Source organism: Bacillus xiapuensis (assembly GCF_002797355.1).
GTDB classification, from domain to species: Bacteria; Bacillota; Bacilli; order Bacillales; family Domibacillaceae; genus Bacillus_CE; species Bacillus_CE xiapuensis.
The window spans coordinates 116,146-132,505 of record NZ_KZ454940.1; the positions used below are offsets into that span (position 1 = coordinate 116,146).

The following is a 16,360-nucleotide window of genomic DNA, read 5'->3' on the forward strand; positions in this document are numbered from 1 at the left end:
TCACAAGGTCATCAGATGATATACCGACCATTTGACATGACCTTCAGCTACTTCACATTGTTAGGGGGAATTTTTCATGCAGTATCAACAACAATTTACTCCCATAGCGGACAACTTAGGGCTTTCTGCGCTCATTGCTCTCATTCCCATTCTATTTTTCTTTTGGGCACTGGCTATTAAACGCATGAAAGGCTACAAAGCCGGTCTCTGGACTTTAGGTATTTCTTTAGTCCTTTCTGCAATCGCTTACAAAATGCCGGTCTCTCTTTCTTTGCTGTCAGCCAGCCAAGGGGCTGTCTACGGCTTGCTCCCGATCGGATGGATCATTATTACATCCGTCTTTCTTTACAAATTAACCGTTAAAACCGGGCATTTTGACATTATTCGTGACTCCGTCCTTTCCATTACAGAAGATCGCCGCCTGCAGGCCCTTCTCGTTGCCTTTTCATTTGGTGCTTTTCTAGAGGGTGCAGCTGGATTTGGAGCACCGGTAGCCATTTCAGCCGCCCTTTTAGTAGGACTCGGCTTTAATCCGCTTTATGCTGCAGGACTTTGCTTGATTGCCAATACGGCTCCTGTCGCCTTCGGAGCGGTTGGAATCCCGATCATTGCAGTGGAAGGTCCAACCGGCATTCCCGCCATGGAAGTATCGAAAATGGTCGGCCGTCAATTGCCATTCTTATCTGCTTTTATTCCTTTTTATTTAGTCGTTATGATGGCGGGATTTAAGCGGGCCCTAGAAGTGCTGCCGCCGATTTTAGTATCCGGTCTATCCTTTGCCATTACACAATATTTAAGCTCTAACTTCCTTGGTCCTGAGCTTCCGGATATTCTATCTGCACTTGTTTCATTATTTGCCTTAGCTGTGTTCTTGAAGTTCTGGAAGCCGAAAACAATTTTTCGTTTTAAACATGAAGAACAAGAGGCACAATCCGGCACTGTGGCTAAGCATTCAGCGGGAGCGATTTTTAAAGCTTGGTCTCCTTTCCTCGTACTGACAGCCTTTATTTCTGTATGGGGAATTCCGGTCTTAAAATCCGCTTTAACCGGACATTATGAAGGAACAAACAGCATTTTGAAAGCGATTAACTACGTTGGATCACAATTGACATTTGCGCCGGAAGTGCCGTTTCTGCACAATCAGATTTTCGACGGCAGCGGGGAAGCACTGCCCGCTATTTATAAACTGGAAATTCTCGGCGCCGCCGGAACAGCTATTTTAATAGCGGCCATAGTTAGTAAATTCATAGTAAAAATTTCTTGGAAAGAATGGTTCAAAACATTGGCCGAGACAACGAATGAATTGAAATTCCCAATCGTGACAATCGCCAGCGTGGTTGCATTTGCTTACGTGACAAATGCTTCCGGTATGACCACCACACTTGGACTTGTAGTCGCCAAAACCGGATCTTGGTTCCCGTTCTTCTCACCATTTCTCGGCTGGCTCGGCGTATTCATCACCGGCTCCGACACATCGGCAAACTTGCTGTTCGGTAACCTGCAAAAAGTCACCGCCGAATCTGTCGGCATGGATCCGCTCCTTGCCGTCGGCGCCAACTCTTCAGGCGGGGTAACAGGAAAAATGATCTCTCCGCAATCCATTGCCGTAGCCTGCGGAGCGGTAGGACTAGCCGGAAAAGAATCCGATCTATTTCGATTTACAGTCAAACACAGCTTTGTACTCGTCATCATCGTCGGTATCATCACCTTCCTCCAATCCAACGTCCTAAGCTGGATGGTACCATAACCGAAATGCGAAAGGGCCTCGAAAAGCCCCGACAAGCACAAGACGGAACGGCATAGAAAGGTGTTCTTTGCCTTTCAGGGCGGGCTGACTTGTGACCTCGAGGGGCTAGGCCCTGCAGCTGGACACAACCAAATGCGAAAGGCGCTCGTCCAGCGGCGACCAGCACAAGATCAGCTGATTGCAAGGTTGTTCTTGAACCTTGAAGACAGATGAGCTTGTGACCTCGAGTCGCTAGCGCCTACAGCTGGACAACAACGAAATGCGGAGCCGACTGTCCTGGGGCGACAAGCAGATGAACGGTAGACGAAATGGCGTTCTTTTGCCATGCAGTCTGACGGGCATCTGACCTCGAGCCCCAAGGAGGCGAAGCTGAACAATCACGAAATGCGGAAGCGGCCGCCTAGACTCGGCTGGCTTATGACCAAGAGTCTGGCCGCTGCAGCTGAACAATCCGATTCTCTATTTAGCGAATCGGGTTTTTTATTTCCCCTGACTCTTTGAGCTTTTGTATAGGGGGCGGTGGTCACTTTCATGAGGAATTGGAGGGTGGAGGAACATGGAAATACATGGCTTATTATGTCTGGTTTCGTCTGTTCGTTTAAAGAGTTATGGCTTGTAAATAATCTGCCTCCTTCACCTCTTCATGCTTGCGAAATGATGAATGCCTTTTTAAGGACTAGGATCTGGGGCTAACAGCAGCGCCTTTTATTTTCCTCTCTTAATACAGGATTTGTGTGCAAAAAACTGCGGCATTGTTCGTTCTTTCCATCACTCTTTTATCATGTTCAGCTCTGCTTCATTTGAATGATTAGGCAATTTTTTTTCTATTTTTAACGGATTTCAGTTGAAGTAATCCAAGAATGTTGAAAAGAGGGTGGTTGACATCCAGAGGATGATTCGATATTATAGTCACATCAGTCAACAATGATAATCATTATCATTGTTGGTCTAGTCTCACCATTTAAGAAATGACAGAGTGGTTTCCCCCCGCTCTGTCTCCCCTCTTTAAAGTATGTGACATCCAAAAAGGGGCTGTCCCATAAGCCCCTAAAATAAGAACGCGGAGAGAAAAACAACTCGTTTTTCTCTCCGCGTTCTTTCATTGTAAGCGGGTTTCCTGAAAATGTTTGGGCTAGGCCCGCCATTTTCAGGAAGTTGTGGGCCAACGCCACAACCCCAAATTCCGTGTGCACCTTGTCGATCCCCCGCAAGGAAAATCTGCGGAACGCCCGATTGCCCTTGATATGACCGAACGCACTTTCGACCTCGACTTTCCGCCGGGCATAAATCGGTGTGTTCTCGTCAGACCAAAGGCTGTTCTTGGCTTGTGCTTTCATTTCTTCGTACACGGGGTTGTAATGAATCTGCCGGTTCCCTTTCGATTTTGTGCATAGGGCTTTCAGCGGGCAGTCTGTACAAACCTCACATTCATAAATTTTAAAATCTCTCTTCATCCCGTAAGAATCCGTACGGGTGGAATAACGTTTGAAGCGAATGCGGCGGTCATTCGGACAGATATATACGTCATCTTCTTCTATATAGGTCCAGTTCCTTGGCTGGAAACGATCTTTTGTATACCTGCGTTTTTGTTCTTTCAGATAGGTATTATAAGGAATCAAATAGTCCATTTTTTCTTCCGTCGCATATACATAGTTGCTTTCGCTTCCATAGCCGGCATCGGCGATCACTTTTTTCGGAAACGGCAGGCGAGAGCCTTTCAGTTTCTCCATGTGCGGAATGAAACAGCGAGTATCCGTTGGGCGCTGGTGAATGGTATAGAACAAAACAAATTGGTTTTCCGTTGCCCTCTGCACATTGTAGCCAGGCTTTAGCTGTCCGTTTTTCATGTGATCTTCTTTCATTCTCATAAACGTGGCAGCTGTATCGGTTTTGGAAAAGCTGTTTCGGTCGCCGTATGTCTCCATTTGTGGTTTATATTTCACCAGGCGCGGAATAAAATCCCTGCTTACGGATTTTGCCAGCTTTTGAACAAAGGATCGCTTTTGGCGCTTAGCCTTGCGTTCTTTCCTATCTTCTTGCGCCACGTCTTTCTCTATCTGTTCCATTTTCTTTTCCAGAACCGTTTCCACTTGCGCCACTTGTTCAGGGCTGACTTTTTTCGCCTCCAGGCATTCCGCGATCATAGAAGCTTCATCTACCTCCACGATCTCTTGAATGTGGTGCAGGGTCTCCTTGATCTTCTCTCTTAATTTCGCTTCAAATCTCATCGTCGCTTTTTTCCAGGAGAAGGAGTGTTTATTGGCATTTGCCTCGATCTTTGTGCCGTCCAGAAAATAGTTCCCCATGGAAATATATTGGTTTTCAATCAAGAGGAGAATCATTTCCTCGAACAGCGTGTCGATCATGGATTTCATCTGCCCGCTGCGGAAACGGTTAATCGTACGGAAATCTGGGTTTTGCATGGCAGAGAGCCAAATCATCGGCAGGTTTTCGTCTAGCATCTTCGCGATTCCTCGGCAGGAATAGACCTTTTGCGAGTACGCATAAAGAAGACTTTTGACCATCATTTTGGGGTGATAGGCACTTCGGCCGCCGCCTTTATAAGGCTTGATGAACAGCTCATCGGGCATGTTTTCAATCATCTCATGGATAAAACGGGAGACATGGTGTGCAGGAATCCAGTCACTGAGATCCATCGGAAGCATCAGCTGGTCTGTTTGATAGAAAACAAAGACAGGTTTGGAACGGAAGTTCTTTTTTTGCGTGGACACCTCTTCCGTTTCTAGTGGTAAAGATAACTGGTCCGTGTTATAATTTGTGGGAGTAGTCTTTTGGCTGCTCATAAAAAAATCGCTCCTTTTGTATGTGTTGGTTTGGTTACTTACATTTTACAAGAAAGAGCGATTTTTTTGTGCTTAAAAATAGAAAAAAAACAGGGGCCGTCCTCAAAAGTCGGTTTCACCGACTTTTGGGACAGCCCCTTTGTCAGCTGAAAAAAGCTTATATCTCTTATAATCTAGCATCTTTCCAAAAGTTTTGGGTAATATGCGCCGCCGGCTGATAAGGTCGAAGTTCGAAACCTTCCTTCTTTAAGTAGCTTATAACATCCGGCAGAATTTCAGCACTCACTTGTTTTTCATGCATCAAAATCACGACATGCTTATCTCCAAGCTGCTTTTGCTTCTTCACTCCATCCTGAATATTTTGAAGAACACGCGCTTTAGTCCCCAAGCTGTATTTCCAATCTAAACTGTCTACATCCCAATCCCATAATTTAAACCCTTTTCTTACAAGCGCATCCCGATATGGCTGCTTCAAGTACGGAACACTTCCAAACGGCGCTCGCACTAAATCTGTGGATCGGCCGGTTACTTCCTTGACCATCTCTTTGGCTTTCATCATTTCATTTAGGAAGCTTTGCGGTGAATTGTACAGCGGATTAACGCTGTGACTTACGCTGTGCAAACCGATGTAATGCCCATCAGCTGCCGTCTTTTTAGCCGCTTTGGCAAAATTCCGGACATTCGGTCCTACATAAAAAAAGGTTCCTTTCACGCGATGAGCAGACAGCGTTTTTAAAATGCGGGATGAATAGACGCTCGGACCGTCATCAAATGTTAAGTACGCGATGGGCCGCTCCTCCTGCGCTCCGAGATTCAATCGGCTGAATTCCCGCTGATTTTCTTCCAGAAATGTTTCATTTGAAATGTTGATGTCACTCTCTGAATAAAAACGGGCAATTTGCTTCTGTCCCAGATAATCTGTTTGAAAGACGAGTTGATTGGCTGCCCAGCGAATGCCGATATACGTGTCCTTATTCTTCTTATAGACTATCGCCGGCTCCATTTGCCGCCGGTCTATGTACGCCGCTTTGACCGCTTCGTTAGACGGCAGCTTCTCCCCGCTTTGTTCCATCAAATAGGTTCCGTTCTCATGGTTAACGGTCTGTTTCACATATAAACAGCGGCTCAGCTGGCTCATTGGTGCGGCAGAATCCTGAAAGACTTCTCCTTTTAGTGCGGAAAGCCGCTGATCAAAAAGCCCAAGAAATGCTCCCCTTTCTAGGCCAGCTCCATGCGCCGTTCCTGCAAACATGAAAACCAGCACACTAAACAACAGAGCAGAAAAAAATGTTTTCATCATAAATCCCTTCCTCTAGCAACTACTAAACTATTATGTATTTGATTCATTTCCTCATTATACACGAAATATTTCTATTGTGTTACAAAAAAGTCTAAAAAGTTACAACTAGTAATATTTTATTGCAGCGTATCCTTTTCTTTCCTCTGCTTCTATATGGAAAGTGAAAGGAGGTGATCAAATGGCTCAAGCGACCTTAACAAAATCAACGCTTCGCTTAGTATTCGATCACGGTGCCGATGCCAGCGGAAAGCCGATTTTGAAATCCCAGACATTCTCCAACATCAACGAAGCCGCCACAGCGGATCATTTAGCAGCTGCGGCTCAAGCCCTAGCCGCTTTATCAGACAAGCCCTTAAACGCCATTATGCGCAATGACGCATCCGAAATTAGTGAATAGGAGGAATAAACATTGACAAAAACCTTACAGCTTCAATTCATGACAGAAGCCGGAAAGACGTCCACATTGTCACTCGATCAGCCGAAGGAGCCCCTTGACCCTGCTATAGTCAAGCAATCAATGGAAGCTATTCTCGATTCTCAAGCCTTTAACTCCGCTAATGGTGCGTTAGTCTCCATTAAAGGAGCTAGCCTGATCGACCGCACCGTAACAGATATTAGCTTAAATTAGAATCTATCCAGAAGCGAAAAAGCTGGTCCGCCGGCTTTTTCGCTTCTGACAAGGAGGAATGACGGTGGAATCCATTCTGCCCTTTATTCAGGAACTCGGATTTCCTATTGCGGTGACATTCTACTTACTGTATCGCATCGAAACCAAGCTTGACGGTGTTATCCAGTCAATACAAACGCTGCCTGAAAAAATGCGAAATCCCTGATATAAAAAAGCGCGCCAATGTGAGCTGCCGTCCGAATGTTAGATCAAAATCTAACTTATAGGGGCCACAATGCTGGTGCGCTCTTTTTTTCTCAAAATTACATTACACCAAAAAAATCAATAGGCCTAAAGTTTTATTTTATCTTGTTATACGGGTTTTGTGTTTTAATCAATGTACAGCGGATAAACAATTAGCGAACACAAAATTCACACAAAGGAGTGGAAACAGATGGCAAACAATGATCGCAAGAAGATGACAGTCGAAGAAGCAGGACAAAAAGGCGGCGAAACAACAGCACGCAATCACGATAAAGAATTTTACCAAGAAATCGGTCAAAAAGGCGGAGAAGCCACAGCGGAAAATCACGATAGAGAATTCTACGAAAAAATTGGCCAAAAGGGCGGAGAAGCCCGCAGCAGACAACGTAACGATCAATAACAGTCACTTGCTTTTCTTACTGCAATAAAAACAATAAAACATTAAAGGAGATGGATATAATGGCAAACAATGATCGCAAGAATCGCAATGACGGCAAAATGACTCTGGAAGAGGCGGGACGCAAAGGCGGAAATGCTACAGCACGCAACCACGACAAGGAATTCTATCAAGAAATCGGTGAAAAAGGCGGGAATGCTACCGCTGAAAACCACGATAAAGATTTCTACCAAGAAATCGGCCAAAAGGGCGGCGAAACGACTGCCGAAAACCATGACAGAGATTTCTATCAAGAGATCGGTGAAAAAGGCGGAAACACTACCGCCGAAAATCACGGCAAAGAATTCTACCAGGAAATCGGCGAAAAAGGCGGAAACGCTACCGCGGAACGCCACGGGGAAGATTTCTACGAAGAAATTGGTGAGAAAGGCGGCCGGGCCCGCAGCGAAAACCGCGATAATAACTAACCGGCTCCTATCCTGAGGCTGGGACAAGAGGTCTTCAGCTAATAAAAAAGCCGAACTATTATTTAAAACTCTAATTTAGAGTTTTGTAATAGTTCGGCTTTATTGTTCTTTATGTTTTTATTCCAATACATTATTCAGCTTTAATCACAATAAATTGGGTTTTGCTCAGCCTCTCTTTTGCTGTTTTTCCATTTTCATCCGCAAAACAGCCAATCAGTTAATCATTTCCGTTTAAGGGAAAGCCCACCGCTTTTATCAACGGTGGGACGGGAGGCTACAAAAAAGATCGTTCTTCGGCCATTTCTCTTTGGAAGTTTTCCGCACTTTCTAAACGGCGGCCGTTTTTTTCTTTGATCTCTTCAATTTGTGCTGCACTTTCGCTGTGCTTAAGAGAAGCTTCTGCCCGCTCTATCTGCTCCAGTGTTTGACTCAGCATCTGTTCCATCCTGGCTATTTTCTCGCGATGTTTATTCGAGTCGTTCATTTCTTTTTCCTCCCTATTTGCCTCATGTTCCATTAATTACATCCGGCTGCTTTCCAGATGTATCCTGCATTTTCTTCCCTTTATTGCCGCCGGCCGCTTTTTGCTGGGTACCGAGCTGATTTGGGGCAAAATCTTTCGGATTCCGCTTTGGATTTCCCACGCTGATCACCTCCTACCACTAATATGCCCGGAAGTCTGGGTACTATATGTCCTTTGATTCATATATTTTGATGGCGACAATCCAGGAAGTTCCAAATAAAAGCGCAATAACCAAGCCCCCGGCTAGGAACAGCTGATTCAGGCTGTACGCACGTAACTACCTTTGAATATCCGTGATTTCTCCGTTAAAAGCCTTCAGGGTGCTTTGCCGCAATGTAATGAAAAAGATCAGAAAGAACCTCAGCAGGATTCCAGTGTACCGTTCACCGAATTTATAAAGGGCAGGAAAGGAAATGAACACAAAAAATAGAATGAGAAGCAGTGACAGCAGTAATCGATGCCATTTTGCCAAAGGCTGATCATATAATCCCAGCCCCAAGCTCAGCGCCGCTTGAATCAGCATCATGCTTCCCATCGCAAACAAACAGCCCGAACAAAATTGCTCCTGCATACTTTGAGAAGACAACGCTTTTGCGGCTGATGCGCAAGCTGTTCAACAGTATATGGGCTTTCGCTGTTTCGCTGCCCGCGTTGGAGACAACGCTATTTAGCAAGTGCGACAGCGAATCTCGCCGGCTTTCCATTATTACAGGTTCTTTGTTGCTTTTCCTCTAAAAAACCGCCTATGAGGTTATCCCTCTCGGCGGTTTTTTGATTGAATAAATAAATTTCCTGTCCTGAATCAGTTCAGCTGCGCTAGACTTGCATGTTGCCGTGTTCAATTGCAGAGGTTTCAATTTGAATGGTTGTATGCTCAATTTTGAACGAATCCTGAATAATGTCGATGGCCTGCTGCAAGATTTTTTGGCTGTCCACCTTGTCATCCACAAGGATATGGCAGGTTAAAGTGTCCAATCCGGAGGTGATGGTCCAGATGTGAAGATCATGAACATTAAGAACTCCTTCAATGTCCTCCAAGCTTCTTTTCACCGCTTCTTGATCCACTGTGACAGGCGTGCCCTCCATCAAAATATGAACAGAATGCGTCACGACCCCCCAGGCACTTTTTAAAATGAGTAAAGCAACTACAACGGAAATAATCGGGTCTGCAATATACCAGTCAAACAGCAGCATCAGCAAGCCAGCTGCCAAGGCGCCTACCGATCCGAGCGCATCTCCCAGCACATGCAAATAGGCGCTTCGCAGATTGACATTGTCCTTCACATCTCCTTTGCTCATGAGCGACCAGGCGCTAAGCAGATTAGCAGCCAAGCCGATGCCGGCAATGATCATCATTGTTCCGCTTGCCACTGTAGGCGGTTCCCAAAAACGATCATAGGCCTCTTTCATGATAAACCCGGCAATCACAAATAAGGTCACTCCGTTAAATAGCGCAGCCAAAATTTCAAATCGATAATAGCCATACGTTTTTTTCGGTGAAGCAGGGCGCGAAGCAAACCAGAATGCAATCAAGCTTAGCAGCAAGGAACTGGCATCGCTTAACATATGTCCGCTGTCTGACAGCAGCGCTAAACTATTGGTGATCAGGCCGCCGAAAAACTCCAGCAGCATGATCCCCGTGGTGATCACTAAAGCAATGATCAAGCCTTTTTTATTGCCCTCTCTCACTTCTTCAAAATGATGATCATGTCCGTGATGGTGATGATGCCCCATGCTTATTCCTCCTTATCTCTTCTTTTTATCCCGCATGTGAGCTGCCTTAAGCTCCCCTTCAAGAATGAAGCGGTGATGCAAAAGTCCAAGGGAAAGATCACGTTCCCTAACGTTCGGGCTGCACGATGCAAGGGAGAAAGGCTTTGCAGCAGAACGTTGCTGCGGCAGCCTTTGTTCTTCATTCTAGCGGCGGGAGATGAAAGGAATCCCCGCTGTTTAGTTAAAGTTCACTTTTTAATAAAAGACAACAAATATTCCGCATCCTCTCCCACCCCTTGAATCAAGGCGGAGCTTCGATTGTGCTGCCAAGGCAATCCTAAAAAATATAAACCTTCTATAGGAGTTATTCCCCGCTGATGAACCGGCGCTCCTTTATCATTCAACACTCCGGGAATACGTATCCAATGATCGTCTCTTTGAAAGCCGGTTGCCCAGATTATATTTGGAACCTGCGCACGGCTGTCGTCTGCAAAAATCAAATCGTGCTGATCCACACTCACCATTCTCGGCTTCAGTTTAATTCTCTCACTGTTAATCGCCTGCTTCAACTGAAAACCCATAATGGGATCCGGCTGCTTCTTCAGCCACCTGCCCACCCTTGACTGAACATCAGCCCGATAAAGTCCCAGCAGGTTCAGCCACCAGAAAATACTTTTGCCTGCAAAGCTTAAGGGAAGATAGGACAGCTTATGCCCCACGGATAAATACACCTCTCGTTCCTTCGCCAATTCAACCGCAATCTGAGCACCGGAATTTCCTCCGCCGATCACAGCGGCCGGTCCCGGCTGTAGCTGCTTCGGATGTTTATAGTGAGAAGAATGAAGCTGGACAGCACTTTCAGCCACGGAGGAAGAAAAGGGAGGCAGGAACGCTTTCTGAAAAGCCCCCGTTGCCACAACCACTTGCCTGGCTATATACTCTCCCTGATTTGTCAGCAGGCGAAAGCCTTTCTTTGATTGGGTCATTCTAAGTACTTCTGTATGATGCTGAATAGGTAAAGAAAATTTTTTCGCATAAGATGCCAAGTACGCCGCCACTTCATCTTTAAGCGGAAACAACTTCTCATCACCCGGCATTTTAAATCCAGGAAGCGAACTGTATGAACGCGGAGTAAATAACGTGAGCGAATCGTATCTGTCTCTCCACGAATCTCCAACTGCAAAAGAACGGTCCAAAATGACAAATGAGTTGCCTGCTTTCTGAAGAAAATATCCCATCGCAAGCCCCGCCTGCCCCGCTCCAATCACTATTACATCCCAACGCATCATCATCCCTCCCATTTAATTAATATATGAGCATATGTTCATATATTAATTTATACAACTTCTCTGAAAATGTCAATAAAAAAAGGACGCTTTGAAGCAGTCCTTTTTTCCTCCTCTGAAACAAACCAGTTGCCGCATGATGGATTAGCCTGTCTAGCACAACTTGCCCTCAAAAATACCGGTCATTCATTTCCTTCAACAACTTTTTAGTGATGGCAACACCGGCATGCTCTCCAATTACCGAATCAATTCCGCAGTGCGGACAAACCGCCGTTTCTTCTTCGTCCCACCAGTCCTCAATCTCTGAAGGATGAAAGATCTTTAAGCAATGAAAACATCCGCAAACCTCATCCTTCACTAATTCTTTTCTGTTATAAGAAGAAAACTCATATGCTTTCTCTAAACGCTTTTCCATCATTCCCTTTACACTTCCTTACTGACAGTTGATCTTGAATTCTTCACCTTCCCTAACTATTCTATAAAAAAAAACAATTCCTTTACACTATTATGCAAATTCTTTTTCGCCTTTTACACAAAGAAGTTCTTCATTTAGTTGAAGGGCGTTCATATTACGTCATCTGGCTTGCTGTTAAACGTCAGAGAAAGAAAAATATTCACAAAATGTATATATATAATTTCTTCAACAAAAAAAATTAATTTTATAATAAAAGTCATACTTTTAATACCATCGGTAAAGGAGTTAACAAAATGAACATTTTGCAAGCATTAAAAGAGGCAACACCTTATATTCACAAAGCATTGAAAGAAGAAGCCATTGTAACTGTCGTAGAAAAAAAAAGTAAAACAATGATCAGTTATTTGCCCGGCAAACGAATCGATACGGGTAACCATCCAGGTGATACATATAATACAGCTGATCAGAACATTACAGGGGCCCTGCAAGGAAAAGAAACGGAAATTTATATTCCGAAGGAAGTATACGGAGTGGCCATTAGTGCCTTTGCCTTTCCTATTTACGAAAATCGAGAAGTGGTTGGCGCCTTGGCTTTTGGTCTTCCATTAGATAATCAAGAAAAACTGGAAGAGTATATGGAAACGATTAATTCCATTACCTTTAGTCTACAGGATAAGGTGCATACAATCGCTTCTCATTCAGAAGAATTAGCGGCGACAAGTGATGAGATCAACGAACAGACAGGCCATGCTCTGCAGGATTCGGAGAAAACAAATGTAATAACGGAACTAATTAAAGACATTTCCCGGCAGACGAACTTGCTTGGTTTAAATGCGTCCATTGAAGCTGCACGTGCCGGAGAGCATGGAGCAGGTTTTAATATTGTTGCCGGTGAAGTGCGAAAGCTATCGCTGGAAACCTCTAAAGCGACGGAGCAAATTGAAAGTTCTCTTGCAAGCGTCAAAGAAAATTTGGAGAATTTAAAAGAAAGCATGTTCCAAATCAAAAGTGCTTCTAATGAACAAGCCACTCTCGTACAAGATTTCAGTGAAATCATTGATCAGCTAAACCAATTAAGCATTGAAATGAAAGCATTTATGAAAAAAGTTTTGCGATAATGAATAGAAGAAAAACGGCTGCCTCAAACAATCCTTTTGATGGCAGCCGTTTTTCTTATCTTCCTTTTGCAAAAATCACTCTTTCATCGAACCGCAATATAAATATCCACTTCCGCATGCTCGGGATCCGCGCATCTTTCATCATATACTTCAAAATCGCCCGTATACGTTCTTTCCCATTCCGAATGGGGAAACCAAGACCAGATGGTTTGCCATGCTTGCAGAACGACCGCTGTGATCGGACCTTTTACAGACGTAAACACGAGATATTTTGCAGAGGGAATCGATTGAAGCTCGAGACCTGCCGGAAGCTGATCATTAGAGGACGCTTCCACTCCGACCGTAATTGTATACTCGCCGTTTATGCCATCCTCATAATTGGAGTAGCAGCCGTATGTAACTCCCGTTTTCAAGAGCGGCGCTGCCTGCTCATGAAACCTGGTCCATAATAATGGAATCTTCCCCTGTGAAGTCATCTCATCTGCATTGCATGTACGAGCCGTGACGCCCGCTATTTGAAAAGCTCCTCTCTTTACCAGAGCAGGCTCCTTGATTGTCCGTTTTTGCCACCGCTTTAAAGTGGGCAGCAAGGAGAGGAACAGCTGACGGGCTTCAGCCTCTTCCATGCCCTCCTTCTGAAAATGCGGCACACAAACTGCCGCCATTTCTTCCATGCTGATATCCGGCTGTCGATACTCCCCCTCATGATAACAATGAAAACAATAATCTTGACTAGACTGACCGTTTTTTTCAGTGCCCAGCTTGGCTTGATCAGTGAGAGGCATTCCGCAGCTTTGACAATAAGTTTGCATTTTCCAATCTCCACCTTTCTGTTATTCGCCTTCACTATATCAAGACAAACCTGACAACAGCCTGTCATATTTACAAAAAAAAGCTCATCCTATTTTTCATACTGACGGACGATCTCTGCCGCACGCTGCTTGATTACCTCCACGATATGGGGAGGTTCTATAACTTGGAGCCGAGGTCCAAAGCTGAGCAGGAAGCCGTACAGCCATTCATTTTCAGGAAGAGAAACGCGAATTAGGCACTGACTGGCATCAATCTGTTCCTCCCCGAAGACGTCTGCCATCATCGGATAAACATTCCGTTCATATGCCAAGATGAGCTTGACTAAGTTTTCCGGCTGATTCCATTCTTTCTTCCAAGGGAGTTCCGCTAATTTAAGCGGCTTGCGCTGAAAGGACTCCAGCCCTGTTTGCAATTCCTTCATTCTTGAAAGCTTAAATATTCGAAATTTGTTTCTCAATCGGCAAAAGCCGTACACATACCAGCGCCTTTCCTTATAGACAAGTGTATGCGGATCAATTACCCGATTCGTTAAATGACCGCTGCTGCTTGAATAAGAGAAACGCAAACAGCGCTGCGTTTCAATAGCCTGTTTACAGATCGTCATCTTTTCTTTTTGTACTCCATCATTCCCCCATGAGCTCCAGTCAACCATCACTTGATTGGCTGACTTCTTGACAGCTTCATCTGCCACGCCTATCAGCTTCTCCAGCACCGCCTCCGCATGCCGGTCTTCATAAGAAGTCAGCACACTGTTAAGCGCAATAGAAAGAGAAGCAAGCTCCTCCTTTGTTAACACTTGCTTATCCATCCGGTAACCATCGATAAGACGAATGCCTCCATTGGCTCCTTGCTGACTAAAAACAGGGATGCCGGCCCGGCTAAGCGTCTCAACATCCCGATACACCGTGCGAATGGATACGTTCAATAGCTCCGCCAGCTCTTGAGCTTTCACGTTCTTGCGATTCAGCAAGATCATCGTCATCGTTAATAAACGGTCTACCTTCATGATAACCTCCTTCCCGCCTTGCATTAAAGCGTTTGTTATGCTTTTTCAACTTACTGAGCACGGCACTAAAGATCTTCTCTTTCCACGTTTCGAATAGCTGAATAGGCAATCAGCACTCCAATAGCGGCCAATCCTAATTGAAGCGGAATGAATGTTACCATGGAGAAGGTTGGATTAGATGAGTAAGCAATCACAACAATAAGCAAGGATGAACCGATTGTCGCCGGAACCGAATATTTACGCATGCCAAAGTACAATGCAATTAAGCTTGATCCGGCAGCAGCAGCGGCAAAGAAAATTATTTTGATCGTCTCTTCCCAAAACTGATGGGGAGTAACAGAAAAAGGAACAATTGAAAAGTAAGCATTGATAATAAAAAATGATCCTGCCACAATCATATTAGATAATAGAATCGTCATAAACGTCAGCATGGCGATGATAATTAGTTTACTGGCGATTATTTTCTTTCGGTTAACAGGATAAGAGAACATAATCAAAATCGTTTTATTCCGATACTCTTCGATCACCATTTTCGCAATCAGCACAGCGGCAAATACAATAAACGTTGCTCTTACCATTCCACCGATCATGTCAAAGACATCTTCATACATGGTAAACATAAGATCTCCTTCCTTGTTTTCGATATATATTACGAAGTAAGTGAGAATCGCTATTGCTAAATTGCTGATTAGCGCCCCTCTGATATACCAGCCAAGCGAAAATTTCTTCAACTCCAGCCTTATTAGTTGCAGCATTCTAACCACTCTCCTTATTTTTTCATTGAAGCTCATCCCCACTGCGAAATCATCTGCACACATCCCTCACTGCCTTCATGAAACTAGAGTGGTGATTTACTTGGCTGTTCCTTCTTCATTCATTACATTCAAAAAATACTCTTCCAGTGAACTATGCTTTTTATTGATACTTTCAATCTCAATCCCGTTCAAAATCAGGACTTTTGAAATTTCTTGCAGCGTGGCTGTTGTTTCATAAATGCGAATCATTTTGTCATTCATGATTTTATAATTTTTCAGTCGCAATTGATTGTCTAAAATATAAACAGCTTTCTTGACATCTTGAACGGTCACTTCCATATATTCTGTTTGTTCGCCGCTAATACTCTGCATCGATACTTCCCTGATGAGCTTACCGTTTTGAATGACCCCAATTGTATCAGCCATCTGCTCCATCTCCGCTAAAATGTGGCTGGACACTAATAGCGTCAAGCCATATTCCTTACACAGCATTTTAAATAATTCCCGCATCTCTTTAATTCCGATTGGGTCTAGACCGTTGATCGGTTCATCTAAAATTAATAGCTCCGGCTTTGTCGTAATCGCTCTAGCAATTCCTAATCGCTGCTTCATCCCAAGGGAAAAGTCTTTTACTTTCTTGTTATCGACATTGTGTAAATGAACCATATCCAATGCGCGGTCAATAGCCCTTTTGTCGTAGTAGCCCATGTACTCACAGTGCAAGCTCAGGTTCTCCTTAGCTGTAAGCTTCTCATAGAAAATCGGATATTCAATAATCATTCCTATCCGCTTGAATACTTGATAGGAAGTGTTTGTTAACCTTTCTCCGAAAATTTCAATCTCTCCACTAGTTGGTTTAATTAAGTTCGTCACCATCTTCATTAATGTTGTTTTTCCAGCGCCATTCGGCCCTAAAAACCCGTAAATCTCTCCTTGTTTCACATGCATATTAACCGAAGAAACAGCCTCTTTCCCATCAAACACTTTTGTCAATTGATTCGTTTTAAGTATATAAGACATGCAATGTTCTCCCTTCTCTTCCTGCATCCATTGTACGAAATGAAGTTATCTTTTTTCTTAATCAATCCTTACAAATTTCTTACGCTCACAGAAAAGCGCAGGGCGACGGGGACAGAAGCGAGAAA

At 44.2% G+C, this 16,360-nt stretch carries 20 protein-coding genes; 8 read left to right on the forward strand and 12 right to left on the reverse strand.

The genetic code is table 11. The features are described from left to right. Positions 1–76 precede the first annotated feature (76 nt). Positions 77–1,747: an L-lactate permease gene (locus tag CEF20_RS12200; RefSeq protein ID WP_100332204.1), complete on the forward strand. Its 1,671-nt coding sequence runs from the start codon at positions 77–79 to the stop codon at positions 1,745–1,747. 914 nt (positions 1,748–2,661) lie between these two features. Here CEF20_RS12200 and CEF20_RS12205 read toward each other — a convergent pair. Further along, entirely contained in the window at positions 2,662–4,551 is a 1,890-nt protein-coding gene (locus CEF20_RS12205) for an IS1182 family transposase (protein ID WP_232713512.1), read from the reverse strand. Here CEF20_RS12205 and CEF20_RS16885 point away from each other — a divergent pair. After that, a complete protein-coding gene (locus CEF20_RS16885) occupies positions 4,540–4,701 on the forward strand; it encodes a hypothetical protein (RefSeq protein WP_198508524.1) in 162 nt (53 codons plus the stop codon). The genes CEF20_RS12205 and CEF20_RS16885 overlap by 12 nt on opposite strands. Positions 4,702–4,717: 16 nt before the next feature. On the opposite strand, the gene CEF20_RS12210 is transcribed toward CEF20_RS16885, so the two are convergent. Beyond that, the gene (locus CEF20_RS12210; RefSeq protein ID WP_100332205.1) at positions 4,718–5,851 is read right to left on the reverse strand and encodes a polysaccharide deacetylase family protein; all 1,134 of its coding nucleotides are present in this window, start codon (positions 5,849–5,851) and stop codon (positions 4,718–4,720) included. A gap of 178 nt (positions 5,852–6,029) precedes the next feature. Between CEF20_RS12210 and CEF20_RS12215 the strand changes: the two genes are divergently transcribed. The 5 genes from CEF20_RS12215 (at position 6,030) to CEF20_RS12235 (ending at position 7,586) form a co-directional block, all read left to right on the forward strand. After that, complete coding sequence (locus tag CEF20_RS12215) at positions 6,030–6,248, forward strand: DUF1659 domain-containing protein (protein ID WP_100332206.1); 219 nt, start codon at positions 6,030–6,032, stop codon at positions 6,246–6,248. Positions 6,249–6,260: 12 nt separating this feature from the next. Beyond that, positions 6,261–6,479, forward strand: a complete 219-nt coding sequence (locus tag CEF20_RS12220; protein ID WP_100332207.1) for a DUF2922 domain-containing protein — start codon at positions 6,261–6,263, stop codon at positions 6,477–6,479. Between the two features lie 64 nt (positions 6,480–6,543). Continuing rightward, positions 6,544–6,684: a YvrJ family protein gene (locus CEF20_RS12225; RefSeq protein WP_100332208.1), complete on the forward strand. Its 141-nt coding sequence runs from the start codon at positions 6,544–6,546 to the stop codon at positions 6,682–6,684. Between the two features lie 228 nt (positions 6,685–6,912). Continuing rightward, positions 6,913–7,122: a KGG domain-containing protein gene (locus CEF20_RS12230; RefSeq protein ID WP_100332209.1), complete on the forward strand. Its 210-nt coding sequence runs from the start codon at positions 6,913–6,915 to the stop codon at positions 7,120–7,122. A 59-nt stretch (positions 7,123–7,181) separates the two neighbouring features. Then, on the forward strand, positions 7,182–7,586 hold the full coding sequence (locus CEF20_RS12235; protein WP_100332210.1) for a con-10 family general stress protein: 405 nt from the start codon (positions 7,182–7,184) through the stop codon (positions 7,584–7,586). A gap of 274 nt (positions 7,587–7,860) precedes the next feature. Here the strand turns inward: CEF20_RS12235 and CEF20_RS12240 are convergent, their stop codons facing one another. From CEF20_RS12240 to CEF20_RS12265, 6 genes are all read right to left on the reverse strand, one after another. Continuing rightward, a complete protein-coding gene (locus tag CEF20_RS12240; protein ID WP_100332211.1) occupies positions 7,861–8,070 on the reverse strand; it encodes a hypothetical protein in 210 nt (69 codons plus the stop codon). Between the two features lie 22 nt (positions 8,071–8,092). Then, the gene (locus CEF20_RS12245; protein ID WP_100332212.1) at positions 8,093–8,230 is read right to left on the reverse strand and encodes an acid-soluble spore protein N; all 138 of its coding nucleotides are present in this window, start codon (positions 8,228–8,230) and stop codon (positions 8,093–8,095) included. A 156-nt stretch (positions 8,231–8,386) separates the two neighbouring features. Further along, positions 8,387–8,695 (reverse strand): ABC-2 transporter permease, encoded by a 309-nt coding sequence (locus tag CEF20_RS16890; RefSeq protein ID WP_198508525.1) that lies wholly within the window; start codon positions 8,693–8,695, stop codon positions 8,387–8,389. Positions 8,696–8,925: 230 nt separating this feature from the next. Beyond that, positions 8,926–9,843 (reverse strand): cation diffusion facilitator family transporter, encoded by a 918-nt coding sequence (locus CEF20_RS12255; RefSeq protein ID WP_100332214.1) that lies wholly within the window; start codon positions 9,841–9,843, stop codon positions 8,926–8,928. A 227-nt stretch (positions 9,844–10,070) separates the two neighbouring features. Then, positions 10,071–11,108, reverse strand: a complete 1,038-nt coding sequence (locus tag CEF20_RS12260; protein ID WP_100332215.1) for a flavin-containing monooxygenase — start codon at positions 11,106–11,108, stop codon at positions 10,071–10,073. Between the two features lie 169 nt (positions 11,109–11,277). Beyond that, positions 11,278–11,523 (reverse strand): cytoplasmic protein, encoded by a 246-nt coding sequence (locus tag CEF20_RS12265; protein ID WP_100332857.1) that lies wholly within the window; start codon positions 11,521–11,523, stop codon positions 11,278–11,280. 293 nt (positions 11,524–11,816) lie between these two features. Between CEF20_RS12265 and CEF20_RS12270 the strand changes: the two genes are divergently transcribed. Next, entirely contained in the window at positions 11,817–12,641 is an 825-nt protein-coding gene (locus CEF20_RS12270; protein ID WP_100332216.1) for a methyl-accepting chemotaxis protein, read from the forward strand. Between the two features lie 83 nt (positions 12,642–12,724). Here the strand turns inward: CEF20_RS12270 and CEF20_RS12275 are convergent, their stop codons facing one another. The 4 genes from CEF20_RS12275 to CEF20_RS12290 all read right to left on the reverse strand — a co-directional run bounded on the left by CEF20_RS12275 (position 12,725) and on the right by CEF20_RS12290 (position 16,235). Then, the gene (locus CEF20_RS12275) at positions 12,725–13,453 is read right to left on the reverse strand and encodes an effector binding domain-containing protein (protein WP_100332217.1); all 729 of its coding nucleotides are present in this window, start codon (positions 13,451–13,453) and stop codon (positions 12,725–12,727) included. An 89-nt stretch (positions 13,454–13,542) separates the two neighbouring features. After that, positions 13,543–14,460 (reverse strand): helix-turn-helix transcriptional regulator, encoded by a 918-nt coding sequence (locus tag CEF20_RS12280; protein ID WP_100332218.1) that lies wholly within the window; start codon positions 14,458–14,460, stop codon positions 13,543–13,545. A 65-nt stretch (positions 14,461–14,525) separates the two neighbouring features. Then, entirely contained in the window at positions 14,526–15,215 is a 690-nt protein-coding gene (locus tag CEF20_RS12285; protein ID WP_100332219.1) for an ABC transporter permease, read from the reverse strand. Positions 15,216–15,311: 96 nt separating this feature from the next. Beyond that, positions 15,312–16,235 carry an ABC transporter ATP-binding protein gene (locus tag CEF20_RS12290; protein ID WP_100332220.1) on the reverse strand — a complete coding sequence of 308 codons (924 nt, stop codon included), beginning with the start codon at positions 16,233–16,235 and terminating at the stop codon, positions 15,312–15,314. Positions 16,236–16,360: the final 125 nt, after the last annotated feature.

What these genes read in the sequence shown, in the direction of transcription:
- CEF20_RS12205 (WP_232713512.1), bottom strand. Translation starts at nt 4,551, where the DNA reads ATGAGCAGCCAAAAGACTACTCCCACAAATTATAACACGGACCAGTTA.
- CEF20_RS12235 (WP_100332210.1), top strand. Translation starts at nt 7,182, where the DNA reads ATGGCAAACAATGATCGCAAGAATCGCAATGACGGCAAAATGACTCTG.
- CEF20_RS12255 (WP_100332214.1), bottom strand. Translation starts at nt 9,843, where the DNA reads ATGGGGCATCATCACCATCACGGACATGATCATCATTTTGAAGAAGTG.
- CEF20_RS12215 (WP_100332206.1), top strand. Translation starts at nt 6,030, where the DNA reads ATGGCTCAAGCGACCTTAACAAAATCAACGCTTCGCTTAGTATTCGAT.
- CEF20_RS12290 (WP_100332220.1), bottom strand. Translation starts at nt 16,235, where the DNA reads ATGTCTTATATACTTAAAACGAATCAATTGACAAAAGTGTTTGATGGG.
- CEF20_RS12230 (WP_100332209.1), top strand. Translation starts at nt 6,913, where the DNA reads ATGGCAAACAATGATCGCAAGAAGATGACAGTCGAAGAAGCAGGACAA.
- CEF20_RS12280 (WP_100332218.1), bottom strand. Translation starts at nt 14,460, where the DNA reads ATGAAGGTAGACCGTTTATTAACGATGACGATGATCTTGCTGAATCGC.
- CEF20_RS12285 (WP_100332219.1), bottom strand. Translation starts at nt 15,215, where the DNA reads ATGCTGCAACTAATAAGGCTGGAGTTGAAGAAATTTTCGCTTGGCTGG.
- CEF20_RS12240 (WP_100332211.1), bottom strand. Translation starts at nt 8,070, where the DNA reads ATGAACGACTCGAATAAACATCGCGAGAAAATAGCCAGGATGGAACAG.
- CEF20_RS12275 (WP_100332217.1), bottom strand. Translation starts at nt 13,453, where the DNA reads ATGCAAACTTATTGTCAAAGCTGCGGAATGCCTCTCACTGATCAAGCC.
- CEF20_RS12270 (WP_100332216.1), top strand. Translation starts at nt 11,817, where the DNA reads ATGAACATTTTGCAAGCATTAAAAGAGGCAACACCTTATATTCACAAA.
- CEF20_RS12260 (WP_100332215.1), bottom strand. Translation starts at nt 11,108, where the DNA reads ATGCGTTGGGATGTAATAGTGATTGGAGCGGGGCAGGCGGGGCTTGCG.
- CEF20_RS12265 (WP_100332857.1), bottom strand. Translation starts at nt 11,523, where the DNA reads ATGGAAAAGCGTTTAGAGAAAGCATATGAGTTTTCTTCTTATAACAGA.
- CEF20_RS12200 (WP_100332204.1), top strand. Translation starts at nt 77, where the DNA reads ATGCAGTATCAACAACAATTTACTCCCATAGCGGACAACTTAGGGCTT.
- CEF20_RS12210 (WP_100332205.1), bottom strand. Translation starts at nt 5,851, where the DNA reads ATGATGAAAACATTTTTTTCTGCTCTGTTGTTTAGTGTGCTGGTTTTC.